The following is a 24795-nucleotide window of genomic DNA, read 5'->3' as shown; positions in this document are numbered from 1 at the left end:
GATGCCAGATGAGGTGCGCAGGGCCGTCGCGACAATCAGTAACATGCGCAGACGGCGACGCCGGGAGGTGGCGAATGGGCCAGATGGCGGGCAGCTCCGCGCCACGGCGGAGGTTCGTTCAATGACGGTCGGGGAAAATGGTGCTGCCGGTGAGGATTGAACTCACGACCTCAGCCTTACCAAGGATGCGCTCTACCACTGAGCTACGGCAGCACTCGGCCCGCGATCGGCGGGCGAGGGGGCGCTAGAGACGAGCGGCGGCCGATTGTCAAGGCGCTAAAGTCGCGCGATAGCCTGTTTCGATGGAAACCAAGGCAGAACGGGACGCGCGGCTGGCCGCGGCGCTGCGGGCGAACCTGCGCCGGCGCAAGGAGCAGGCGCGGGCAGTGAAGGAGACAGCGGCGGACGGTGACGGCGACGATCAGTCCGCGACGAATCGGCCGACCGCATAGCAGAAGTCGCCCGTCAGATAGGCGATGGTCAGCGCCGCCCCGCCGACCACCGCCCAGGGAAGCGTTACCCGACAATGATGGGCGAACACCTTGAGACGATCCATTCGCGTTCCTCCCCCTCCAGCACGGGGGCGAGCGTTGCCGCGACCCGGGCGTGATAGTCATTGAGCCATGACAATTCGCCGGGGGTCAATAGGGCCGGATCGACCAGATCGCGGTCGATCGGAGCGAGGGTGAGCGTTTCGAAGGCGAGCATCGTCGACTCCCCGCCGGGCACGTCCTGTTCATGGACGAGGAGCAGGTTCTCGATCCGGATGCCGTATTCGCCGGCCTTGTAATAGCCCGGCTCGTTGGAGAGAATCATGCCGGGCAGCAGCGGCTCCGACGGGCCGGCGCCGGGATAGCTCGGCTTGGCGATCCGCGCGGGCCCTTCGTGAACCGAGAGGTAGCTGCCGACGCCGTGGCCGGTGCCATGGGCGAAATCCAGCCCCGCCTGCCACAAGGGGAGGCGGGCGAGCGCGTCGAGCTGCGCGCCCGTCGTGCCGCGCGGGAAGACGGCCGTGGCGAGCGCGATATGCCCCTTCAGCACGCGGGTGAAGCGATCGCGCATCTCCTGCGTCGGGTGGCCGATCGGGACGACGCGAGTGACGTCGGTGGTGCCGTCGACATATTGGCCGCCCGAATCGATCAGATAGAGCTGCCCCGGCTCGATCGGCAGGTTCGATTCCTCAGTGACATGATAATGCGGGATCGCGCCGTGCGGGCCGGTGGCGGAGATGGCGTCGAACGACAGGTCCTTCAGCACGCCCGTTCCGCGGCGGAATTCCTCCAGCTTTGCCGCCGCAGACAGTTCGGTCTGACCGCCCTTCGGCCCTTCGATCGCGATCCAGCGCAGGAAGCGCGACAAGGCGGCGCCGTCGCGGATGCTGGCCGAGCGATGGCCGGCCTGCTCGACCGCATTCTTGGTCGCGCGCGGGATCACCGTGGGGTCGCGCAGCGGCACGACCGTGCCGCCGGCGGCCTCGATCGCGAGCGGAATGGCCGCGACCGACAGCGCGGGATCAACCGCGACACGCTGGCCCGCGAACCGGGCCAGCGCGGCGGCGAAGCTGCGCCGGTCATGGACACGAACGGCGTTGCCGAGATGCGCGGCAACCGCATCGTTCATCTTTTCCGGCGCGACATACAGATCGGCGGTGCCGTCCGCGTTGACGATCGTGTAGGACAGGGCGACCGGTGTGCGCGACACGTCGCCGCCGCGCACGTTGAGCAGCCATGCGGTCGATTCAAGCGACGCGAGCACCACCGAATCCGCGCCATGCGCCACCAGCCAGTCGGCAACGGCGGCGCGCTTTTCAGCCGAGGACCGGCCGGCATGGGCATCGTCCTGCACAGCGAGCGGCGCATCGGAGGGCGCAGGGCGGTCGGGCCAGACCGCGTCCACCGGATTGGTGTCGACCGGCACCAGCGTCGCGTCGATCGCGGCCAGCGCGCGGCTTGCCTCATCGACCCAGGCGCGGGTGTGGAGCCACGGATCATAGCCGATGCGCGCGCCCTGCCGGGCATGATCGGCAAGCCAGCCGGAGACGCTGGTTTCCGGCACGCCGACGAACTGCCAGTCGTCGCCCGACACCTGTTCGCGCACCTGCAGCGTGTAGCGGCCATCGGTGAAGATCGCGGCCTCCGCCGGCAGCACGACGGCGGTGCCGGCCGACCCTTGGAAACCGGTGAGCCATGACAGGCGCTGCGCATAGGCGCCGACATATTCGCTCATATGCTCATCGGTCAGCGGCACGACGAAGCCGTCGAGCTGCTGGCGCGCAAGCTGGTCGCGCAGGGCGGCGAGACGGGCGGAGTAGGTGGACATGGAGCTTCCTTGCAAACCAACCCACGGCCACCTCACCGGGTCAGGTGCCGCGCGGGAACATCATCGCCCGATATGGCAGATGCCGGCGCTTCGTGCCATGCAGCCGGGATGCTTCTTCCTCCCCAGAGCCGCGCATGACGAGCGCGGACGTGCTTATCGTCGGATCGGGTGCTGCGGGGCTGACGGCCGCCCTCAACCTCGCCAATCGATTCAAGGTGATCGTGCTGGCAAAGGGCGCGCTCAACGAAGGGTCCACCGCCTGGGCGCAGGGTGGGATCGCCGCGGTGCTGGAGCCGGGCGACACGTTCGAGAACCATGTCGAGGATACGATGGTGGCGGGCGCTGGACTCAATGACCGCGAGATCGTTGAATTCGTGGTGGAGAATGCGCCGGCGGCGATCGAGCGGCTGCAGAAGCTGGGCGTGCCGTTCGCGCAGGACGGGAATGCGCTGCACCTGACACGCGAAGGCGGGCATTCGCATCGGCGCATCGTCCATGTCGACGACGCGACCGGCTGGGCAGTGCAGGAGGCGCTGCAGCGCGCGGCGGAGGCGAATCCCAACATCACGCTGGTTCCCGATCAGGTGGCGATCGACCTCGCCACCAGCCGGCATGAGGAGCGCTATTCGGGTGCCGGCAACGTCTGGGGCGTCTATGCCGTCGATCGCAAGAGTGGGGCGGTGAACCTCTACACCGCCCGTGCGACGATCCTGGCCACCGGTGGCGCGGGGCGGACGTATCTGTTTTCGACCGCGCCGCGCGGCGCGACCGGCGACGGCATCGCCATGGCGTGGCGCGCGGGCTGCCGCGTCTCCAACATGGAGATGATGCAGTTCCATCCGACCTGCCTGTACAATCTCGACGTCAAGAACTTCCTCATCACCGAGGCGGTGCGCGGGGAGGGCGGGCGGCTGATCAACCCGCTGAACGGCCACCGCTTCATGGTCGATTATGATCCCGAGCGGCTGGAGCTGGCGCCGCGCGACGTGGTGGCGCGGGCGATCGACGCCGAGATCAAGCGCTATGGCCTGGATTACGTCCACCTCGACATCAGCCATCAGCCGGCCGATTTCGTGCGCGGGCATTTTCCGAACATCTACGAGAAGCTGATCGGGCTGGGCATCGACATGACGGTGCAGCCGATCCCGGTCGTGCCCGCACAGCATTATACCTGCGGCGGGATCATCGTGGACCGCCACGGGCGCACCGACCTGCCGGGGCTGTATGCGGCGGGCGAATGCACCGAGAGCGGGTTGCACGGCGCGAACCGGCTGGCGTCAAACTCGCTGCTGGAGTGCTTCGTGTTTGGCGAGGCGGCAGCGCAGCATATCGCAGCGCATTGGGACATGCTGCCGTCGGTGCCGAAGATCCGGCCGTGGGACGAAAGCCGGGTCACCGATTCCGACGAGGAAGTGGTGATCAAGCAGAACTGGACCGAGATCCGCCGTTTCATGTGGAATTATGTCGGTATCGTGCGCACGACCAAGCGGCTGCAGCGCGCGCAGCATCGCATCAAGATGCTGACCGCGGAGGTGGAGGATTATTACGGCCATTTCCGGGTGACGCCGGACCTGATCGAGCTGCGCAACCTGCTTCAGACGGCGGAGCTGATCGTACGATCGGCACTGCACCGACACGAAAGCCGCGGCCTGCATTATACGCTGGACTGGCCGGAAACGCTGGAGGCGCCGGTCGACACGGTCCTGGTTCCGTAACGGCATCCTGTTCATCGCAGCAGAGGCGCCGTTCATCGCAAAGCGGGTAACCCACGGTTTTCAATGGCGTCTTTTCCGATAGCCTCCCGTGTCATGGCATGGGGCAGGCGAGGATCATGATCGGACGGTTGGGCGCAGGAGCTGCGTTGCTCGCGCTGGCCGGCTGTGTCGGGGAGCCACCCTCGCGGAACGCGCGCGCCGTCGCGCCGGCCCCCGCGCCCTCCTATGTCGTCGCCATCCCGGTGCCCAAGCCCAAGCCGCTGCCGGCCAGCCGCGCGCCGCGCGCGCTGGATGCGTCGATCCAGCAATTGGTGCGCGAGTTCCCGGGTATTGCCGGCGTGGCGGTGCGCGCCGTCGACGAGGATTGGACGATCGAGGCCGGGGGGCGTCGACTGCTGCCGCAGCAGAGCGTCAGCAAATTGTGGGTCGCGATGACCGTGCTCGATCAACGCGACAATGGCCGGCTGAAGCTGGACGATCCGGTCAGCGTGACGGCCAGCGACCTGACGCTGTTCCACCAGCCGGTCGCCTATCTGGTGAAGGGCGGGACGTGGAACACGACCGTCGGCAACCTGCTGTTCCGTGCGCTGACGCAGAGCGACAATACCGCCAATGACCGGCTGCTGACGCTGGTCGGTGGGCCGAGGGCGGTGAACGCCTTTATCGAGCGCAAGCGGCTGGGCGACATTCGCTTCGGCCCGGGTGAGCGGCTGCTCCAGGCGAAGACCGCCGGGCTGACGTGGGATCAGTCGATGAGCATCGGCAACAATTTCTCGATCCAGCGGGCGAAGCTGGATCCGGCGGTGCGCGCGCGGGCGATGCAGGCCTATATCGACAATCCGCCCGATGGCGCGGCGCCGTTAGCGATTGCCGATGCGCTGTCGCGGCTGGCGCGGGGCGAATTGCTGTCCGAAACGTCGACGCGGCTGATGATCTCCACGCTGGAATCGAGCCGCACCGGGCGGGCGCGGCTGAAGGCGGGAATCGCGCCGGGATGGACGCTGGCGCACAAGACTGGGACGGGGCAGGAACTGGGCCGCCGCAACGCCGGCTTCAACGACGTCGGCCTGCTGACCGCGCCGGACGGCCGGCGTTATGCGGTGGCGGTGATGATCGGCGACACGACGCGCCCGATGCGCGAGCGCCAGCAGCTGATCCAGGCGGTGGCGGCCAGCGTCAGCGGCTATCGCGGGACGGCGACGATCGCCTCGCGCGAGCAGGACGATCCCGAAACCTGATCCGGTCACAGCGTCGGTGCCCGATCGCTTGATCCGTGTCGATTGACGGTCGCGCGGTAGCGCCGCAAGGCACCCCCATGCGCTTCTTTTCCGACAACGCCGCCCCGGTCCATCCCGCCGTGCTCGCCGCCATGGCCGAGGCCGATGTGCTCGACACCGCCTATGATGGCGATCGCTGGTCCGGGATGCTGGACGCGCGGCTGTCGGCGCTGTTCGAGACCGAGGTCGAGACCTTGTGGGTGCCGACGGGCACCGCGGCCAATTGCCTGGCGCTGGCAGCGCTCTGCCCGCCACACGGCGCGGTGCTGTGTCACCATGACGCGCATATCCAGAATGACGAATGCGGCGCGCCGGAATTCTACACCCATGGCGCCAAGCTGCTGCTGGCGGGCGGTGAGGGCGCGAAGCTGACGCCGGAAACGCTTCGCGCGCTGCTCGGCACGATTCGCAAGGACGTGCATCAGGTGCAGCCGCACGCGATCTCGATCACCAATGCGACCGAATATGGGCTGGTGTACCGTCCCGACGAGGTGGCGGCGATCGGCGCCCTGGCGGCCGAGCAGGGGCTGGCGCTGCACATGGATGGTGCGCGCTTTGCCAATGCGCTGGTTCACGCCGGCTGCTCGCCCGCCGACATGACGTGGCGCGCGGGCGTGACCGCGCTCAGCATGGGCTTCGTCAAGAATGGCGGGATGGGTGCCGAGGCGCTGGTGTTCTTCAAGCGCGGGCTGGTGGAGGCGAGCCGCTATCGCCGCAAGCGCGCTGGCCTGCTGTTTTCCAAGGGGCGCTATCTGGCGGCGCAGATCCTCGCGCTGCTGGAGGAGGACCGCTGGCTGGCCAATGCGCGCAATGCCAACGAAGGCGCGGCGCTGATCGCCGCCGCCGCGGGTGATCGGCTGGTGCATACGGTGGAGGCGAACGAGGTGTTCCTGCGCGTCTCGGCCGAGGAAGCCGCGGCGCTGCGGGCCAAGGGGTTCGACTTTTATGATTGGGGGCCGGGCGAGGCGCGGCTGGTGGTTTCGTGGAACCAGCGGGCCGAGGATATCCGCCCGCTCGCCGAGGCGATCGCGGCGCTCGGCTAACCGCTTCACCCGCCGCCCAATCCGCACTACGCGGCGGCATGACCACCGCCCCGCCGCCGCAATCGACTCGCGCCCGTGTCCTGATCCCGTTCGGGATCGTGACGCTGATCTGGGGATCGACGTGGCTGGTCATTCGCGACCAATTGGGCGTGGTGCCGCCGTCCTGGTCGGTGAGCTACCGCTTTTTGGTGGCGGGCGCGGCGCTCCTTGCCTGGGCGGTGATTCGGCGGGAGCCGGGGACGATCGATGCGCGTGGCTATGCCTTTGCCGCCGCGCTTGGCCTCGCGCAGTTCGTGCTCAATTTCAACTTCGTCTATCGCGCGGAACAGTTCATCACCTCGGGGCTGGTCGCGGTGGTGTTCGCGCTGCTGCTGATCCCCAACTCCTTGTTCGGGCGCATATTTCTCGGGCAGCGGATGGGGCGGCAACTGATCGTCGGATCGGCGGTGGCGATGGGCGGGGTGGCGCTGCTGTTCGTCCATGAGGTGCGCAGCGACCCGCATGGGCCGACGACCGCGCTGACCGGTATCGCCTTGACCTTGTGCGCTATTCTGTCCGCCTCCAGCGCCAATGTTATGCAGGGGACTGAGACCGCGCGGCGCTATCCGATGCTGCGCACCACCGCTGTGGCCATGCTGATGGGTGGGATGTTCGATGCGGCCTGGGCGTGGTTCACGGCGGGGCCGCCGGTGATGGAGTGGCGCTTGGGGTATGTAGCCGGCATCCTGTACCTGGGGCTGGCGGCGTCGGCGCTGGCGTTTCCGCTGTATTTCGGGGTGATCCGGATCATTGGCCCGGCAAAGTCGGCCTATTCCAGCGTCATCGTGCCGGTGATCGCCATGGCCCTTTCCACATTGTTCGAGGGTTACCGCTGGTCCACATTGGCCGCTTGTGGCGCAGCATTGGCCGCTTTTGGCCTGGTCATCGCGCTGACGGCGCGAAGGCCTAACCGATAGTCAGGGTAGAGCGGCGTCCAGCCGAGCACGCGCTTTGCCTTGCCATTCGCGACGCGGCGGTTCTCGGCATAAAAAGCGCGGGCCATCGGTGAGAGGCTGTCGAGCGGCACCACGGGGGGCGGCGGCAGACCGAGCAGCGCGGCAGCGAATTCGATTACCGCATCCTGGCTGGACGGATGATCGTCGGCGAGATTGTAGGCACCTGGCGGCGCGGTGAAGCCCGCGACGACGCCGCGCGCGATGTCATCGACATGGACGCGGCTGAACACCTGACCGGGGATGGTGGTGCGGTGCGCCTTGCCGGCCGCCACCCGGTCAAGCGCGGAACGGCCCGGGCCGTAGATGCCGGGGAGGCGGAAGACGCGCGCGCCGAGCGCCAGCCATGCCGCGTCGGCGGCGTTGCGGGGCGCGCGCCGGCCGGTGATGGGCGCGCTTTCGTCCACCCAGGCGCCGCCCGCATCGCCATAGACGCCGGTGGAGGAGAGGTAGCCCAGCCACTTGCCCTCCAGCAGCGCGCAATATCGCACCAGCACCGGATCGTCCGCGCCATCCGGTGGCACGGAGGACAGCACATGCGTTGAGGCGGCGAGCCCGGCGCGCACCGCATCTCCATCATCGAAGCGGATCGTGCCGGCGCGGCCGTCGCGCGTCGTCGCCAGCACCGGGCCGCCCGCGGCATCGCCGATCGCGCTCGCCGCATAGCCGAGGCCGAAGATGAACAGCCGGCTCATCTCGCGAGCGTCGGGGTGACCATCGTGGCGCCGGGCAAATTATCCTTCTTCCACTGCATCGACATGCGAACGCGCGTCGCGCCCGAAGGATGATCGAAGAACAGGAATTCCTCGATCGGCCCGGGCTCAAGCTTGCGATATTCTGACAGGCGGATCGCCGCGGTGGCAAAGCCGTCAGGCGCGCGGGCGGCATCGAGGCCGAAGCGGTCTGCCTCGCTCTCGCTCAGGCGGGTGACCGTGCTGATATACGGCGTCGCCAGCGCCACGAGGACGCTCGTGATCGCGAGCAGCAGCGGCGCGCCGGCAGGGTCCGCCACGTCGCGCACGCCCCAGCGCGGGTGGCGCGCGATCAGCCGCGGCGCCAGCCGGGAGAGCGCGAAAAAGATGACGAGCACCGCGAGGGCGAACCACAGCAGCAGTCGCCAGATGTGGCCGAGCACATAATGGCCCATCTCATGCCCCATCACCGCTGCGACCTCGTCAGGTGAGGTGCGGTTAAGGAGATTGTCGTTGAGCGCGATGCGGATCGTGGGGCCGAGCCCGGCGACATTGGCGGAAATCCGCTTCGTCTGGCGTGAGGCATCGGCGACATAGATATGGTCGGCCGGGATGTGATGCGCCTCGGCCATCGCCACGATCCGGTCGCGCAGGGGACCGGCGGGCATTTCGGTGTAGCGGTTGAACAGCGGCTCGATGAACACCGGGCCGAGCAGCAGACCGATGGTGAGGAAGCTGATCATCACCGCCGTGCCGACCGCCCACCATGCACGGCGAAAGCGGCGAATGACGGCGTAGATCGCGGTGAACAGCAGCGCATTCACCACCAGCGACACGCCCAGCATCTTGAGCTGGTCGATGAACCAGGCGCCGAACGTCTGGCTCATCAGGTCATATTGCGCCTCGCGCACGAAGCCGGTGTAGATCGTCCATGGCAGGAACAGGAGGAAGCTGACGAGCGTGAACAGCACGCCGTACAGGCCGGGGACGAGCCAGGTGCGCCTGATGCGCCGTTCGGCGAGATCGCGCATCCGGGCGGAAAAGCCACTGGCGAGCAGCGCGCCATAGACCAGCACGGCGACAGCTGCGTTCCACAGGATCAGCCAGTATCCGCCCTCGAAATAGGCGTCCGACTTGGCCCGTGCCGGCCCCTGCAGAAGATCGAGGTAGGCGCGGGTTGCCGCGTCGACGTCGAAACCGGGGTTTGCCCCCTGTCCTTGCGCGATGGCGGGCAACAGCGCCGCTGCCCCCAGCAGCGCTGCCCCGATGACCTTCCTCATCCCCTGTTCCCCCGATTACGGGGCCATTGGCCCCTTGAACAACGTGCCGAAATAATCGCCCTTGTTCCACACCGGGCGCGTCGGCGCGTCGGCGATGTCGCGGGCGATGCGATAGTTCACGTCGACGAAGCGGACGCCCTGTTCCCACTCGATCGGCTGCGACAGATCGTCGCTGGGCTTGTGGTAGTTGGTCGACATGAAATGTTCGACCGCGGCCTTGCCCGGTCCCTTCTGGCCCGGCCACAGGAAGACCGAGGGCACGCCCTTCTGCACGAAGCGGAAATGGTCGGAGCGAACGAAGATCCCCTCGTCCGGCATCGGATCGGGCGACAGGCTGACGCCGGCGCCTGCGACCGCGCGGCTGATGATCGGGCCGAGCGTCGAGCGATCGCCGCCGAACGCGACCATATCCTCGAACTTGTAGGTCAGGATCGGCATGTCGAGATTGACGTTGGCGATGATCGACGAGGCCGGCACGGTCGGGTGGTTGGCGAAATAATCGCTGCCGATCAGCCCCTTTTCCTCCGCCGTGACGGCGAGGAACAGGACGGTGCGCTTGGGCGCCCCTTCCTTCTGGAAGCGCTTGGCCTCCTCGATCAGGCTGGCGATGCCGATCGCATTGTCGAGCGCGCCATTGTGGATCTTGTCATCGGCCTTGCCGCTGACGCCGACGTGGTCGAGGTGCGCCGAGAGGACGACGACTTCCTTCGCCAACGCCGGATCGCTGCCGGGCAGCACGCCGACGACGTTGGACGAGCGTGCGGGGGCGAAGCTGGTCTTGGTGGTGGCGGAGAGCGTGGCGGGCAGCACCTCCGGCGTGAAGCGCGCATCGGCCTTGTCCGATTCCTTTGCGACCTTCGCCCAACTGGTGCGCGCGCCGGCGAACAGCTTTTCCGCGCCCGACAGGCTCAGCGTCGCGAGCGTCGGGATGCCGCCTTCCTCGACATGGCCGGTGCCGTCGGGATTGGCCCAGGTCATGCGGGTGTGGCCGATCCCTTCGACCATCTTGGCGAAGGGGCGCTGCTTGTCGCTGCGCGGAGTGACGAGCGTGATCGTGCCGACCGCGCCGCGTTCCGCCGCGAACCGTGCCTTGGTCGTCGGCGAGCCGAGCCATGCACGCTCCTCACCCGTCATCTTGGACGGCGAGCCGCTGACGAAGGCGACGATCTTCCCCTTCACATCGACGCCGCGATAATCGTCGCGGCCATATTGCGGCGCGACGATGCCATAGCCGACGAACACCACCGGCGCGGAAAGATTGGTTTCCTTAGCGCGCGGGTTCGCGGAGGGGACGTAATCGGTGCCGTAGGTGAGCGGCAGCGTGGTGCCGCCGCGCGTGATGCCGAGCTTCCCCTCGCCCTCGGGCTTGTAGGCGACCAGCGGCACTTCCTGCAGATAGCCGCCCTTGGCCGCGCCCGGCTTCAGCCCGGCGGCAAAGAATTGCGAGGCGACATATTCGGCGGCGATATCATATTCCGGGCTGCCAGCCTCACGCCCGCGCATCGCGTCCGAGGCGAGGAGCATGACGTGCGACTTGATCGCCGCAGCCTCGGGCGAGAGCGGCGTGGTGGCCGCGGCGGTTTGAGCCTTCGCAGGCGTTGCCGGAGCGGCGGGGGCAGCCTGCTGCGCGATGGCAGCGACGGGCAGGGTGGCAAAGCACAGAGCAATGGCGAAACGACGCATGAATATCCCGTGGTGATGGCGCCCGCCCCCGTCCGGGGCGGCGAGAAGGGCGGGGCGACGTGGCACCGGCGACGGGCGCCTGCGACACGCGGCTCGACCTCACTCGACATGAAAGACAAGGATTGGGCGGCTTGATGCCGCAAGTCGTAGCATTGGGGGAGCGCGCCGCAAGCATTACCGATGGAACCGGATCGCGCGCCGTCTATATCTCTTCCCATGCTCGACGCTCTTACCGCCACCGCGACCCCGGCCGTTCACCGCCGCGAGGATTATCGACCGCCGGCATGGCTGGTCCCCGACGTGTCGCTGGACTTCGCGCTCGACCCGTCGGCGACGCGGGTGCGCGCGCGGCTGGACGTGCGGCGGGGCGGCGAGACGGGCGAGCCGCTGCGGCTGGACGGTGACGGGCTGACGGCGATCGCGGTGCTGGTCGATGGTGTCGCGGTGAATGACTGGCGGATGGAGAATGACCAGCTGGTCATCCCGCTGTCCGGTGACGCGCATGTGATCGAGACCGAGGTGGAGATCGCGCCCGATCGCAACACGCAGCTGATGGGGCTGTATTCCTCCGGCGGAAACCTGTGCACGCAATGCGAGGCGGAGGGATTTCGCCGCATCACCTTCTTCCCCGACCGGCCCGATGTGCTGGCGACCTATCGCGTGCGGATGAGCGCGGACAAGGCGCGCTACCCGGTGCTGCTCGCCAATGGCGATCCGATCGCGTCGGGCGACAATGACGACGGGACGCACTGGGCCGAATGGCATGATCCGTTCCCCAAGCCGTCCTATCTGTTCGCGCTGGTCGCCGGGGACCTCGCCTGCAACCGCGGGACCTTCACCACGCGGTCCGGGCGCGAGGTGGAGCTGGGCATCTGGGTGCGCGCGGCAGACCTGCCCAAGACCGATCACGCGCTCCATGCGCTGAAGCTGTCGATGGCGTGGGACGAGCGCGTCTATGGCCGCGAATATGATCTCGACGTGTTCAACATCGTCGCAGTCGATGATTTCAATTTCGGCGCGATGGAGAACAAGGGGCTGAACATCTTCAACAGCCGCTACATCCTGGCCGATCCCGACACCGCGACCGATTACGATTACGACGCGATCGCGACCGTTGTGGCGCACGAATATTTTCATAACTGGTCGGGCAATCGCGTCACCTGCCGCGACTGGTTCCAGTTGTCGCTGAAGGAAGGCTTCACCGTCTTTCGCGACCAGGGATTCTCCGCCGACCAGGGATCGGCGGCGGTCAAGCGGATCGAGGATGTGCGCGGGCTTCGCGCCAGCCAGTTCCCGGAGGATGCCGGCCCGCTGGCGCATCCGGTGCGGCCCGAAAGCTATCTTGAGATCTCTAATTTCTACACCTCGACGATCTACAACAAGGGCGCCGAGCTGATCCGAATGATGGCGACGATCCTGGGGCCGACGCGCTTTCGGGCGGCGTGCGACCTGTATTTCGATCGCTTCGACGGGACGGCGGCGACGTGCGAGGATTTCGTCGCGTGCATGGAGGAGGGCGGCGGGGTCGACCTGTCGCGCTTCCGCTTGTGGTACAGCCAGGCGGGCACGCCGCGGGTGGCCGCCAGCCTGTCGCATGATGGAGGGCGCGCGACGCTGCGGCTGGCGCAGCATGTGCCGCCGACGCCGGGACAGGCGGTGAAGGAGCCGATGGTCCTGCCGCTCAAGATCCGGCTTTTCGGCGCGGAGACCGGGCGGCCGCTGGGGCCCGAGCAACTGGTGCTGTTGCAGGACGCCAGCGAGACGATCGTGTTCGACGGCATCGCCGAGCGACCGGTGCTGTCGATCAACCGCGGTTTTTCGGCGCCGGTGACGATCGAGAGCGATCGTACCGCAGAGGAGCTGGCGTTCCTGGCGCGGCACGATGACGATCCCTTTGCACGCTATGAGGCGATGCAGCAGCTGATGCTAGACACGCTGGTAGCGGGTGCGGTCGAGGGCGCGGCGGATCATCGTGCGGTGATCGACGCGGTCGCCGACACGCTCGACGATCCTACGCTGGACCGGGCGTTCGTCGCCGAGGCGGTGCTGTTGCCGTCGGAGAGCTTCATCGGCGACCAGCTGAGCGTGGTCGATCCCGATGCGATCTTTGCCGCGCGCGAGGCGCTGCGCGCGGATCTTGGCCGCGCCCTAGGCGATCGCTGGCGCGAGATCTACGACGCCAATGAGAGCGACCGGCCGTATGAATATACGCCGGCGGCGAAGGCGGCGCGGCGGATTCGCAACGTGGCGCTGGGCTATATCGCGGCGTCGGGGGCGAGCGATGCGGCGGCGCTGGCGTTCCGCCAGTTCGAGCGCGCCGACAACATGACCGATCGGCAGGGTGCGCTGTCAGTGCTGGTCAATGGCGAGAGCGACCTGCGGGAGGCGACGCTCGACATCTTCTACAACCGTTATGCGGGTAATCCGCTGGTGCTGGACAAATGGTTCCAGACGCAGGCGTTGTCGACTCGGGTCGATACGCTGGCGGCGGTGCGCGCATTGGCCGAGCATCCCGACTTCACCCTGGCCAATCCCAATCGGGCGCGCAGCCTGATCGGCGCCTTTGCGGTCAACCAGCGGGCGTTCAACCAGGCCGATGGCGCGGGCTATCGCTTCCTTGCCGACCAGCTGATCGCGCTTGACCGGCTCAACCCGCAGACGGCGGCGAAGCTGCTGCCGCCGCTGGGCCGGTGGCGGCGGTTCGACCCCGCGCGCGCGGCGCTGATGCGGGCGGAGCTGGAGCGGATCGTCGGGACCAGCGGGCTGTCCAAGGACCTGTTCGAACAGGCGTCGAAGAGCCTCGACGGCTGAGGCCCGCTGAACCCCAAAGCCCAGACGCGTGCGGCGCGTCAGGGTGCCTTGGGCAGCAGCGCGGCCGTGGCCGGGTCCGGCCCGTCGAAGAACCGGTCGATGATCGCCTGGAACGGGGCAGGATCATCGGCCGCGCGCGCGAAGAGCGTCATCGAGGACCGAAGCTTCATCGCGTCGACCGGCCCAAGGATGTCGACCGCACTGCCGCTGGCGGCAGCCAGCGCGGCGCACGCCGCGTGCAGACGCGGGCCGAGCAGGGGATGCGCAAGATAGGCGCGCGCCTCATCCAGCGACGCGATTCCGAAATGCTGCGCAGTGGGGCTGTGACCCAGCCCGCGGAGCTGCGGAAAGACATACCACATCCAGTGGCTGGTCTTTCGGCCGTGGCGCAATTCCGTCAGCGCGTCGGCATAGCTGCCGTGCTGCGCGGTGACGAAGCGGTCGAGATCGAACGGGTCGTCCATGCCGCACCCAACGCGCAACACGCATCGCGGATGCGGCCTCGTGCGTTGAAATCGGCGCAAGAAAAGGAGGCGACATGCTGGAACATATCCCCGCCTGGCTTGGGCGAACGCTGGGCAATGTGCGCGCGGGTGCGGACAAGCTGGCGATCGTGCAGCCCGAACTGGGTGGAACATTCGGCGCGCTTGACCTGTCCAGCCCGGCGTTCGCGCAGGAGGCGCGTCTGCCGCCGCGATTCACCGCCGATGGCGAGGGTGTCTCACCGCCGCTGACCTGGGGCGCGGTGCCGGAAGAAACGGCGCTGCTGGCGCTGTTGGTCGAGGATGCGGACGCACCGGCGCCGCAGCCGCTGGTCCATGCCGTCATGTGGGGCCTGCCGGCGGACGCCGGGCGGCTGGAGGAGGGCGCGATCGTCGCCGATGGCAACGGGCTGGCCGAGCAAGGCGACGTGGGTCGCCATTCGTACCTGGGCGAAGGCTGGCTGCCACCCGATCCACCGACCGGTCATGGCGAGCATCGTTATGTGTTTCAGTTGTTCGCGCTGGGTGCCGGGGTGGGCGATCCCGGCGCATCGCCCGGTCGAACGGCGCTGGTGCGCGCCATGACCGGGCATGTGCTTGCTGCGGGGCTGCTTATCGGGACCTATTCGCGTGGCGAGCCGGCCGAGGCAGCGCCGGCTCAGACCGCGTTTGCGGCGGCGTCGACATAAGCGAGGAGGCCCGACATGCTGACAAAGGCAGCGAGGGCGAGGCAGGCGGAGCGGACCATCGAACAATCCTTTCCAGAACAGAGGGAGGCGTGTGGCCGGATCAGGCGATCGGGCTGACGGGAACGGCGGCGCTGATCATGAGCGCGGCGAAGATGAAGGCGCCGGCGAGGCTGGCGACATTCTGGTGAAGCTGGTTGAGGCGGACGAACATGGTGCAATTCCCTTGTGCTATCTGGCGGCCGGACCATCCGGCGCCGATGCTCAAGGCATTTGCATGGGGCGTGCCAGGTTTGACCGCCGACGCAATATCAACCACTTAGCTGGTTCGCCGTTCAGGGTTGGGAAATATCGCCATCCGCGCGCGGTGGATCACACCATCAAACGGCGCTGAGTACCTGATTACGGCCGGCCGCCTTTGCCTGGTAGAGCGCGGCGTCCGCTCTCGCACACAGGACCTCGCGCGTTTCGCCGGCCGTGCCGGCGGCGAGCCCTGCGGAAATCGTCACCACGCCGATCGGGGCATCGGTCGCACGCGAGCGGAAGCGGCGCGCGGCAACCGCGCTGCGGGCGCGATCGACGATGCCGGTCGCAGTGTCCATGTCGACGCCGACGAGGAGCAGCGCAAATTCCTCGCCGCCATAACGCGCGACCAGCGCCGACCCGCTTTCGGCGGCGATCGTCTGGCCTACCGCGCGCAGCACCCGATCCCCGACGGCATGGCCGAACTGATCGTTCACGCGCTTGAAGTGGTCAATATCGCACAATGCGAAGATCACCGGGGTGTGCGGGGCCAGCGCCGACAGCGCCTCGTCAAAGGCGCGGCGATTGGCCAATTCGGTCAGCGGATCCTGCCGCGCGTCGCTGCGTGCATCGGCGAGGGCGCTGCGGAGCGCCTCGCTTTCCTGTTCCGCCGCGGCCAGCCGTGCCTCCGCCTGGCGGACTCGTTCGATCATCGCGGCGGTGAGTTCGCTGATGTAGTTGCGCGTCGATGCGGGGTCCGCCTGTCGCATCGCGGCGGCGGTGGCGATCAGATCGCGGCCAAAGTCGCTGGTTTCGGCATGGATCGACCGGACGGTTTCCGAAAAGTCGCCCAATTGCATGGTGAGTTGCGCGACCAAAGCATCCTCGGCGGGGCGGGCCGGGGTGTCGTGCGGCTGCGTTCGGGCGAGCACGCCAAGTTCCGCCATATCCTGCTGCGTGAGGCGTACGCCGCCGTCGGTGCGCACGGCGACTGCCCGCGCCAGCGCGCCGTCCGGATGGCTCAATATTTCATGCGCCAGCGCATAATATGCCGGGTCGGCGCTGAGGCGGTGAATGGCGAGAAAGGCGCCAATCGCCTCATAGAGGCTGAACGCCTCCGTCTCGGCCGTGCTTACCTTCACCGTGCTGGTCCGCTTTCTTCCCCAGGCGCTGCCAGCCAGCGCCACGGGCGGTGTCCTGAGCTAGCGCGAAATCGCTAAGATAGCGTTGCGATTGTTACGACTTTGCGAGCCGGCGAACGGCGTCGAGGGTAAGGGCAACGTGACGCTCGGCGGACATGTCGTCATGGACAAAGGCGATGCGGCCGGTGCGATCGATGACGTAGCTGGTGCGGCGGGTGGCATCGCGGCCCTTCACCTGCCGGCCGAGCGCCACATCATAGCCGCTGACGACGCGCGGTCCCGCACTGGCCACTGCGAAGCGGCCGGCGCATTCGGCGGCGGAAAACTTGGTGAGATCCTCGACCGAATCGGCGGACATGCCGATCACCGTCGCCCCCGCGGCGCGGAACTTGTCGATATTCTCGGCAAAGGCGCGCGCCTCCGCATTGCAGCCGGCGGTGAAGGCCGCGGGGAAGAAGTAGAGCACGACCGGCCCGTTCTTCAGCTGGCGGGCGAGATTGACGTTCACCACCTTGCCCGCGATCGCGCCGCGGGTGGTGAAATCGGGCGCCTTTGCGCCCACCGCCAGCGTCGCCCCGGCGGGAGCGGCGAGCGTAAGGGAAAAAGCGGCTGCAAGGGCAAGGACGTGGCGCACAGGGTATCTCCCGTTGGTGCGCCGGTTCTAGCGCGGCCGTGCGGGGCGCGATAGGGCTGCGCCATGCCGATCCGCCAAGCTGACCTCGCCCTTGCCCACCGCCTCGCCGATGCCGCGGGGGAAGCGATCCGCCCCTATTTCCGCGGCGAACTGGGCACCGAGATGAAAGCCGACCATTCCCCGGTCACGCTGGCCGATCGGGCGGCGGAGGCGGCGATGCGCCGGATCCTGGATGCCGAAGCGCCGGGCGACGCGGTGCATGGCGAGGAATATGGCATCAAGGAAGGCGTGACCGGTCGCACCTGGGTGCTCGATCCGATCGACGGTACGCGCAGCTTCACCGTCGGGCGGGCGATTTTTGGGACGCTGATCGCGTTGGTCGAGGATGGCTGGCCGATGATGGGGGTGATCGACCAGCCGATCCAGCGTGAGCGGTGGATCGGCGCGGCGGGGCGGCCGACGCTGTTCAACGGGGCGCCGGTGCGCACGCGCGCCTGCCGCGAAGTGGAGGGCGCGATCCTGGCGACGACCAGCCCGCACGCCTTCAACGACGATGAAGTGCCCTATTTCATGGCGCTGGTTGCGGCGGTCTCCGGCGGGCACGCGCGGCAGGGGCCGGTCTATGGCGGTGACTGCTACAATTACGGGCTGCTGGCGAGCGGGCACCTCGACATCGTGTGCGAGGCGGGGCTGGCGCTGTACGATTTCGCCGCGCTGGCGCCGATCGTCGAGGGCGCGGGCGGGCGGATGTGCGACTGGAACGGTGATCCGCTGACGCAGGCGAGCACGGGGCAGGTGCTGGCGATCGGCGACCCGGCGCGGATGGACGAGGTACTGGAGGCGCTGCACGCGGCGCCCGGCGCGCACGACCATGGGCATGGGCATGGGCATGGGCATGGGCATGGGCATGACCACGATCATTGAGCGGTAAAGGGGAGGGCGTGGGCGCGCCCTCCCTGGTTGCGGGTCAGACGACGGACAGCACCAGCTTGCCGTCGCCTTCGTCGACCTTGATCGTGCTGCCGTCCTTCACTTCGCCGCGCAGGATAAGATCGGCGAGCGGATCCTGCAGATAGCGCTGCACCGCGCGCTTCAGCGGGCGGGCGCCGTAGACCGGATCGTAGCCGACGCGGCCGAGCCACGCGCGCGCGGCATCGGTGAGGTCCAGCGTCACCTTGCGGTCCGCCAGCAGCTTGCCGACGCGCGCCACCTGGATGTCGACGATCGGCCCCATGTGGGCCTGGCCCAGACGGTGGAAGAGGATGATCTCGTCCAGCCGGTTGAGGAATTCCGGGCGGAAGTGCGCGCGGACGATCTCCATCACCTGCGGCTCGACCGTCTCGACATCCTCGCCCTCGCCAAGATTGGCGAGATACTGGCTGCCGAGGTTCGAGGTCAGGATGATGAGCGTGTTCGAGAAGTCGACCGTGCGGCCCTGGCCATCGGTGAGGCGGCCGTCGTCGAGCACCTGGAGGAGGACGTTGAACACGTCGCCATGCGCCTTCTCCACCTCGTCGAACAGCACGACCTGATAGGGCCGGCGCCGCACCGCCTCGGTCAGCACGCCGCCTTCCTCATAGCCGACATAGCCCGGAGGCGCGCCGATCAGCCGGGCGACCGCGTGCTTCTCCATGAACTCGCTCATGTCGATGCGGACCATCGCGTTGGGGTCGTCGAACAGGAATTCGGCGAGCGCCTTGGTCAGCTCGGTCTTGCCGACGCCGGTCGGGCCGAGGAACAGGAACGAGCCCAGGGGGCGGTTCGGATCCTGTAGCCCGGCGCGGGCGCGGCGGACGGCGGTGGAGACGGCGCGCACCGCATCCTCCTGACCGATCACGCGCTTGCCGATCACTTCCTCCATCTTGAGGAGCTTGTCGCGTTCGCCCTCCATCATCCGCTCGACCGGGATGCCGGTCCAGCGGGCGACGACGGCGGCGATATCCTCCGGCGTCACTTCCTCGCGCAGCATCGCATTGGCCGCGGCGCCCTGCGCCTCGGCGAGCTGCTTTTCGAGCGCGGGGATGCGGCCGTAGGAAAGCTCGCCCGCCTTGGCGAGATCGCCCTGGCGCTGCGCCTGTTCCAGTTCGAGCCGCGCGGCGTCCAGCTGCTCCTTGAGCTTCGCCTCGCCCGCCAGCTTGTCCTTCTCGGACTGCCAGCGCTGGGTCAGTTCGGCCGACTGCTGCTCAAGATTGGCGAGTTCCTCCTCGATCTTCTCGAGCCGGTCCTGCGAGGCTTCGTCGGTTTCGCGGCGCAGGCCCTCGCGCTCGATCTTGAGGCGAAGGATGCGGCGGTCGAGCGTCTCGATCTCCTCGGGCTTGCTCTCCACCTCCATGCGGATGCGGCTCGCGGCCTCGTCCATCAGGTCGATCGCCTTGTCGGGCAGGAATCGATCGGTGATGTAGCGGTTCGACAGCGTCGCGGCGGAAACCAGCGCGCCGTCGGTGATGCGCACGCCGTGGTGAAGCTCGTACTTCTCCTTCAGCCCGCGCAGGATCGAGATCGTATCCTCCACGGTCGGTTCGCCGACGAACACGGGCTGGAAGCGCCGCTGGAGCGCGGGATCCTTCTCGACATATTTGCGATATTCATCGAGCGTGGTCGCGCCGACGCAGTGCAGCTCGCCGCGCGCGAGGGCCGGCTTCAGCAGGTTGCCCGCGTCCATCGCGCCTTCGGATTTGCCGGCGCCGATCAGCTGGTGCATTTCGTCGATGAAGAGGATGATGTCGCCCTCGGCGGCCTTCACCTCGTCGATCACGCCCTTCAGCCGCTCCTCGAACTCGCCGCGATATTTTGCTCCGGCGATCAGCGCGCCCATGTCGAGCGCCATCAGCGTCTTGTTCTTGAGCGTATCGGGCACGTCGCCATTGGCGATGCGCAGCGCCAGCCCCTCGGCGATGGCGGTCTTGCCGACGCCGGGCTCACCGATCAGTACGGGATTGTTCTTGGTGCGGCGGGCGAGGACCTGGATGGTGCGGCGGATTTCCTCGTCGCGGCCGATCACCGGATCGAGCTTGCCGTCACGCGCCGCCTCGGTGAGGTCGCGGGCAAACTTCTTCAGCGCGTCATAGCGATCCTCGGCCGTCGCGGTGTCGGCGGTGCGGCCGCCGCGCAGGTCGTTGATCGCGGTGTTGAGCGCATCGGCGCGCACGCCGGCGGCCTGCAGCGCCTTGCCGGCGGCGGTGTTGAGCGACAGCGCGAGGGCGACCAGCAGGCGTTCGACGGTGACGTAGCTGTCGCCGGCCTTCTGCGCGATCTGCTCGGCCTGGTCGAGCACGCGCACGGCATCGTTGTTGAGCCCCGGCGTCGATTGCGCGCCCGAACCGCTGACCGCGGGGATTTTCGCGAGCGCGGCGTCGGTCTCCGTCACCGCGCGGCGCGCGTCGCCACCGGCGGACTGGATGAGGCCCGCCGCCATGCCCTGCTCGTCCTCAAGCAGCGCCTTCAACAGATGCTCGGGGCCGATCTGCTGGTGGCTCATGCGGATCGCAACGGTCTGCGCCGACTGGAGGAAGCCCTTGGCGCGGTCAGTGAATTTCTCGAGGTTCATGGTGTTCCTGTTTCCTTCGAGCATCATGTGGTGTTGCCGATTAGCAACACAAGAGAGCGATCAAGCGAAAGATGGCGACGCGCGGCGGGCGCGTCCATAGGCGCATGTCTAGCCGGCATCTTCCCGACTTCCTTGTTGTCATCGGAGGCGAACTCCGCCGCGGGTATCCGGGATTTCCGAAGGACAGTTGACGCCTGCCTGGCGTTTGCGCTTCCCCTGTAGGCAAAGTGACACGGGAGCGGATCATGAAGGCTTTGCGGTATTTCGGCGCGCGCGACATCCAATACGGATCGACAGAGGACGCAGCGTTGCAGGACGACCGTGATGTGCTGGTCCGGGTGAAGCATTGCGCGATCTGCGGCAGCGACCTTCACATCTATCACGGCCACGGCTTTTCAGAGGATACGGGCTTTTGCGTCGGGCATGAGGCGGTGGGCGAAGTGGTCGAGACCGGCCGCGCGGTGCGCACCCTGAAGTCAGGCGACCGAGTGATGATTTCGGCCGCGGTCGGCTGCGGCGCGTGTCCCGGGTGCCTGATGGGCCGGGTGCATGAGTGCGAGAACAATGGCTCCGGCTGCTACGGGCTGTCCGCGGCGCTGCAGGGTAGCCAGGCGGAAGCGGTGCGGGTGCCGGCGGGCGACGTCAACGCGCGGCGCATTCCGGAGGGTATCACCGACGAACAGGCGCTGATGCTGACCGATGCGCTGCCGACGAGCTGGATGGCGGTGCGCAATGCCGACATCAAGCCGGGCGCGAGCGTCGCGGTGGTGGGGCTGGGCCCGATTGGACTGATGGCTGTAGAGGGCTGTGTGGCGATGGGGGCGGGGCGGGTCTATGCGATCGACCTGGTGCCCGGGCGCCGCGCGATCGCCGAGGGGCTGGGCGCGATCGGCGTCGATCCGGCCGAGGCGGTGCCGTTCATCCGCGAGGATACGAAGGGGCGGATGTGCAGCAGCGTCGTCGAGGCGGTGGGGGCGGATGCGACGATCGACCTGTCGCTCCGGCTGGTGGGGAAATGGGGCACCGTGTCGTGCCTTGGCGTCAACCAGACGCGGCGCTTTCCGTTTCCGATGGAGCGCGCCTTCGCCAGCGGGCTGACGTTCCGCACCGGCACCTGTTCCGTGCCGCACTGGTGGCAGGAGCTGATCCCGATGGTGCAGAAGGGGCAGCTCAGGCCCGAACGCTACATCTCGCACCGGCTGCCGCTGTCAAAAGGCGCCGAGGCCTACGCCATCCTCGACCGGCGCGAAGCGCTGAAGGTGGTGATGACGCCGGAGTGAGGCTATAGTCGTGGGTAAATCGAACGAAGGAGAGTTTGCCATGGCCACGCTGGCGCCGGTCGACAACACCAACCAATATGCCCCCGGTGAGTGGGAGGCGCGGGTTGATCTGGCCGCGGCGTACCGCCTCGTCGCGCTGTACGGCTGGGATGACCTGATCTTCACGCACCTGTCGGCGCGCGTGCCCGGGCCGGAGCATCACTTCCTGATCAACCCCTATGACATGATGTTCGAGGAGATCACCGCGTCGAGCCTCGTGAAGATCGATGTCGAGGGCAATCCGGTCGGCCATACCGATCATCCGGTGAACCCGGCGGGCTTTACGATCCACTCGGCGATCCACATGGCACGCGAGGATGCCGCCGCGGTGATGCATCTTCACACCCCGCATGGCCAGGCAGTCTCGGCGATGGAATTCGGCCTGCTGCCGCACACCCAGACGGCGATGATCGCGCAGCACAATGTCGCCTATCACGACTATGAGGGCATCGCGACCGACCTCGACGAGCGCGAGCGGCTGGTCGCGGACATTGGCGACAAGCATGCGATGATCCTGCGCAATCATGGAACGCTGGCGGTGGGCGACAGCGTCGCATCCTGCTTCCTGCGGCTCTATTTCCTAGAGCGGGCGTGCGAGGCGCAGGTGCTGATGCTGTCGGCCGGGCGCGAGAACCTCAACAACCCGCCGCAGGGCGTGGAGGAGAAGGTTGCCGGGCAGAGCGCGCCGACCGGCATGGGCAAGCTGGCCGAGAAGCTGGCGTGGCCGGCGCTGCTGCGCAAGCTCGACCGGATTGATCCCAGCTTCCGCAACTGAGGCCGCGCGGTCGTCATCCGGTACCTGCCGGGTGACGACCGGGGCGGATGTTATGTGCGGGTCGCGGTGACGAGGTAGTTCAGCGTCAGCGAGTCGGAGAGGGTGAAGCCGCTGGTCGGCGAAAAGGCGATGCCGCGCGTGTCGCGCACCGTGAAGCCGACGGCGGCGAGCATCTCGCCCAGTTCCTCCGGCGTGATGAACTTGTCCCAATCATGCGTGCCGCGCGGGATGCGGCCGGTGCCCTCGGCCAGCGTGATCATCGCGAGGCGCGACACGGGCGTGCGATTGGGGGTCGACATGATCAGCAGGCCGCCATCTGCGACCGCGCCCGCCAGCCCTGCGACGAAGGCCGCCGGATCGGCGACATGCTCGATCACCTCCATGCAGGTGACGAGATCGAACTGCTCGCCCTCCACGGCCTCCACGCCGCCAGCGCGGTAGTCGATCACCAGCCCGCTCTGCGCAGCGTGATCGCGCGCGACGGCGATATTCTCCACCGCGGCATCGATCGCGGTGACTGCGCCGCCCAGCCGCTTGAGCGGTTCGGCGAGCAGGCCGGCGCCGCAGCCGACATCGAGCACGCTCTTTCCCGCGAGCGGCGTGAAGCTGGCGGGATCGAGATCGAAATGCCGGTCGGCCTGTTCGCGGATGTAGCGCAGGCGCACGGGATTGAGCCGGTGAAGCATCGCGGATGAGCCGCGCGGATCCCACCATTCACTGGCCATCGCGCCGAAATGCGCCGCCTCGCGCGCGACAATGCTGGAGTGGCCGCTGCCGTCGCTTCCGAGGGGGGAGGGTGCAGTATCGGTTGTTACAGTTGCGTCGGCCATGGGCCTTTCCTATCAGGCGCGCCTGTTTTCCCCAAGCACCCGAGAGTATCCCGTGGCCCGCATCGTCATGAAATTCGGCGGCACCTCGATGGCGGGGATCGAGCGGATTCGCTCGGTCGCGGCGCGGGTGAAACGCGAGGCGGCGGCCGGCAACGAGGTCGCGGTAGTGGTTTCCGCGATGGCGGGCGAGACTGACCGGCTGGTGAATTTCTGCCGCGAGGCGAGCGCGCTATACGATCCCAAGGAGTATGACGTCGTCGTTTCCGCGGGCGAGCAGATCACCAGCGGGCTGCTGGCGATTGCGCTGCAGGCGATCGGCGTGCCGGCGCGTTCCTGGCTTGGCTGGCAGCTGCCGGTGAACACCTCAGGCGCCTTCGCCAAGGCGCGGATCGAATCGATTGATTCCGAGGCGCTGCTGGCCAGCATGGGCGCGGGCGAAGTGGCGGTGATCCCGGGTTTCCAGGGCGTGCATAACGGCCGCGTGACGACGCTGGGGCGCGGTGGCTCCGACACGTCGGCAGTGGCGGTGGCGGCGGCGATCAAGGCCGATCGCTGCGACATCTACACCGACGTCGACGGCGTCTATACCACCGACCCCAGGATCGTGCCGCGCGCGCGCAAGCTCGCCAAGGTGACGTATGAGGAAATGCTGGAGCTCGCCAGCGTCGGCGCCAAGGTGCTGCAGACGCGGTCGGTGGGCCTGGCGATGAAGGAGAATGTCCGCATCCAGGTGCTCTCGTCGTTCACCGGCGACGATGCCCCGATGGCGGATACACTGCCCGGCACGATGATCGTGGGCGAAGAGGAGGTTGAAGACGTGGAACGCCAGCTGATCACCGGCATCGCGCACGACAAGAACGAAGCGAAGATCACGCTGACCGCGGTTCCGGACAAGCCGGGCTCGGTCTCGGCGATCTTCGAGCCGCTCGCCGCGGCGAACATCAACGTCGACATGATCATCCAGAATATCGCCCATGGTTCGGGCTCGACCGACGTGACGTTCACGGTGCCCTCGGCGGATCTCGCGCGATCGATCGAGACGCTGAACCAGGCGCGGGAGACGATCGGCTTCAAGGAGCTTGTGCACGATACGCGCGTGGCGAAGATCAGCGTCGTCGGCGTTGGCATGCGCAGCCATGCGGGCGTGGCGAGCACGATGTTCTCGACGCTGGGCGCGCGCGGGATCAACATCCAGGCGATCTCGACCAGCGAGATCAAGGTCAGCGTGCTGATCCATGAGGACGAGACCGAGCTGGCGGTGCGCGTGCTGCACACCGCCTATGGCCTGGACGCCGAAGAGGCCGCCTGAACCCCGCCGCCCGGGC

Annotated in this window: 20 protein-coding genes and 1 tRNA gene; 10 read left to right on the top strand and 11 right to left on the bottom strand. The window is 67.5% G+C overall.

What is annotated here, in order from left to right:
* Positions 1–138 precede the first annotated feature (138 nt).
* From XM50_RS03345 to XM50_RS03340, 3 genes are all read right to left on the bottom strand, one after another.
* A tRNA-Thr gene (locus XM50_RS03345) sits at positions 139–213 on the bottom strand.
* Between the two features lie 208 nt (positions 214–421).
* Positions 422–556 carry a hypothetical protein gene (locus tag XM50_RS20925; protein ID WP_269430555.1) on the bottom strand — a complete coding sequence of 45 codons (135 nt, stop codon included), beginning with the start codon at positions 554–556 and terminating at the stop codon, positions 422–424.
* The gene (locus XM50_RS03340) at positions 517–2319 is read right to left on the bottom strand and encodes an aminopeptidase P family protein (RefSeq protein WP_046407371.1); all 1803 of its coding nucleotides are present in this window, start codon (positions 2317–2319) and stop codon (positions 517–519) included. The genes XM50_RS20925 and XM50_RS03340 overlap by 40 nt, the downstream gene beginning before the upstream one ends.
* 134 nt (positions 2320–2453) lie before the next feature.
* On the opposite strand from XM50_RS03340, the gene nadB reads away from it, so the two are divergent.
* From nadB to XM50_RS03320, 4 genes are all read left to right on the top strand, one after another.
* Entirely contained in the window at positions 2454–4034 is a 1581-nt protein-coding gene (nadB, locus tag XM50_RS03335) for an L-aspartate oxidase (RefSeq protein WP_046407369.1), read from the top strand.
* Positions 4035–4150: 116 nt separating this feature from the next.
* A complete protein-coding gene (locus XM50_RS03330; protein ID WP_052742397.1) occupies positions 4151–5272 on the top strand; it encodes a serine hydrolase in 1122 nt (373 codons plus the stop codon).
* Positions 5273–5349: 77 nt separating this feature from the next.
* Positions 5350–6354 (top strand): threonine aldolase family protein, encoded by a 1005-nt coding sequence (locus tag XM50_RS03325; protein ID WP_046407366.1) that lies wholly within the window; start codon positions 5350–5352, stop codon positions 6352–6354.
* A 38-nt stretch (positions 6355–6392) separates the two neighbouring features.
* The gene (locus XM50_RS03320; RefSeq protein ID WP_046407364.1) at positions 6393–7310 is read left to right on the top strand and encodes a DMT family transporter; all 918 of its coding nucleotides are present in this window, start codon (positions 6393–6395) and stop codon (positions 7308–7310) included.
* Here XM50_RS03320 and XM50_RS03315 read toward each other — a convergent pair.
* From XM50_RS03315 to XM50_RS03305, 3 genes are read right to left on the bottom strand one after another with little or no spacing between them, the layout of a single operon-like run.
* Complete coding sequence (locus tag XM50_RS03315; RefSeq protein WP_046407363.1) at positions 7220–8041, bottom strand: epimerase; 822 nt, start codon at positions 8039–8041, stop codon at positions 7220–7222. The two genes, XM50_RS03320 and XM50_RS03315, sit on opposite strands and share 91 nt — an antisense overlap.
* Positions 8038–9318 (bottom strand): M48 family metallopeptidase, encoded by a 1281-nt coding sequence (locus tag XM50_RS03310; RefSeq protein ID WP_082102671.1) that lies wholly within the window; start codon positions 9316–9318, stop codon positions 8038–8040. The genes XM50_RS03315 and XM50_RS03310 overlap by 4 nt, the downstream gene beginning before the upstream one ends.
* 15 nt (positions 9319–9333) lie before the next feature.
* Positions 9334–11001, bottom strand: coding sequence for a M28 family metallopeptidase (locus XM50_RS03305; RefSeq protein WP_046407362.1), 1668 nt, complete (start codon positions 10999–11001; stop codon positions 9334–9336).
* 216 nt (positions 11002–11217) lie between these two features.
* Here XM50_RS03305 and pepN point away from each other — a divergent pair, with 216 nt between their 5' ends.
* Complete coding sequence (pepN, locus tag XM50_RS03300; protein ID WP_046407360.1) at positions 11218–13812, top strand: aminopeptidase N; 2595 nt, start codon at positions 11218–11220, stop codon at positions 13810–13812.
* A gap of 38 nt (positions 13813–13850) precedes the next feature.
* Here the strand turns inward: pepN and XM50_RS03295 are convergent, their stop codons facing one another.
* Complete coding sequence (locus XM50_RS03295) at positions 13851–14276, bottom strand: DUF1810 domain-containing protein (RefSeq protein WP_046407358.1); 426 nt, start codon at positions 14274–14276, stop codon at positions 13851–13853.
* A 74-nt stretch (positions 14277–14350) separates the two neighbouring features.
* Here XM50_RS03295 and XM50_RS03290 point away from each other — a divergent pair, with 74 nt between their 5' ends.
* Positions 14351–14983, top strand: a complete 633-nt coding sequence (locus XM50_RS03290) for a YbhB/YbcL family Raf kinase inhibitor-like protein (protein WP_046407357.1) — start codon at positions 14351–14353, stop codon at positions 14981–14983.
* Between the two features lie 377 nt (positions 14984–15360).
* Here the strand turns inward: XM50_RS03290 and XM50_RS03285 are convergent, their stop codons facing one another.
* Positions 15361–16410, bottom strand: a complete 1050-nt coding sequence (locus tag XM50_RS03285; protein ID WP_231621837.1) for a GGDEF domain-containing protein — start codon at positions 16408–16410, stop codon at positions 15361–15363.
* 49 nt (positions 16411–16459) lie between these two features.
* Positions 16460–16999 (bottom strand): peroxiredoxin, encoded by a 540-nt coding sequence (locus XM50_RS03280; protein ID WP_046407356.1) that lies wholly within the window; start codon positions 16997–16999, stop codon positions 16460–16462.
* A gap of 63 nt (positions 17000–17062) precedes the next feature.
* Between XM50_RS03280 and XM50_RS03275 the strand changes: the two genes are divergently transcribed.
* A complete protein-coding gene (locus tag XM50_RS03275; RefSeq protein ID WP_046407355.1) occupies positions 17063–17923 on the top strand; it encodes an inositol monophosphatase family protein in 861 nt (286 codons plus the stop codon).
* Between the two features lie 43 nt (positions 17924–17966).
* Here the strand turns inward: XM50_RS03275 and clpB are convergent, their stop codons facing one another.
* The gene (clpB, locus tag XM50_RS03270; RefSeq protein WP_046407392.1) at positions 17967–20546 is read right to left on the bottom strand and encodes an ATP-dependent chaperone ClpB; all 2580 of its coding nucleotides are present in this window, start codon (positions 20544–20546) and stop codon (positions 17967–17969) included.
* Between the two features lie 245 nt (positions 20547–20791).
* On the opposite strand from clpB, the gene XM50_RS03265 reads away from it, so the two are divergent.
* Both XM50_RS03265 and XM50_RS03260 read left to right on the top strand, forming a co-directional pair.
* Positions 20792–21826, top strand: coding sequence for an alcohol dehydrogenase family protein (locus XM50_RS03265; RefSeq protein ID WP_046407354.1), 1035 nt, complete (start codon positions 20792–20794; stop codon positions 21824–21826).
* A gap of 40 nt (positions 21827–21866) precedes the next feature.
* Complete coding sequence (locus XM50_RS03260) at positions 21867–22640, top strand: class II aldolase/adducin family protein (protein WP_046407353.1); 774 nt, start codon at positions 21867–21869, stop codon at positions 22638–22640.
* 50 nt (positions 22641–22690) lie between these two features.
* Here XM50_RS03260 and ubiG read toward each other — a convergent pair whose 3' ends face one another.
* Positions 22691–23470 (bottom strand): bifunctional 2-polyprenyl-6-hydroxyphenol methylase/3-demethylubiquinol 3-O-methyltransferase UbiG, encoded by a 780-nt coding sequence (gene ubiG / locus XM50_RS03255; protein ID WP_082102669.1) that lies wholly within the window; start codon positions 23468–23470, stop codon positions 22691–22693.
* Positions 23471–23522: 52 nt separating this feature from the next.
* On the opposite strand from ubiG, the gene XM50_RS03250 reads away from it, so the two are divergent.
* On the top strand, positions 23523–24779 hold the full coding sequence (locus XM50_RS03250; RefSeq protein WP_046407391.1) for an aspartate kinase: 1257 nt from the start codon (positions 23523–23525) through the stop codon (positions 24777–24779).
* Positions 24780–24795 lie beyond the last annotated feature (16 nt).

This window comes from Sphingomonas sp. Ag1 (assembly GCF_000980895.1).
GTDB classification, from domain to species: Bacteria; Pseudomonadota; Alphaproteobacteria; order Sphingomonadales; family Sphingomonadaceae; genus Sphingomonas; species Sphingomonas panaciterrae.
The sequence above is the reverse complement of the archived record's forward strand: the minus strand, read 5'-3'. Positions and strand labels throughout refer to the sequence as shown.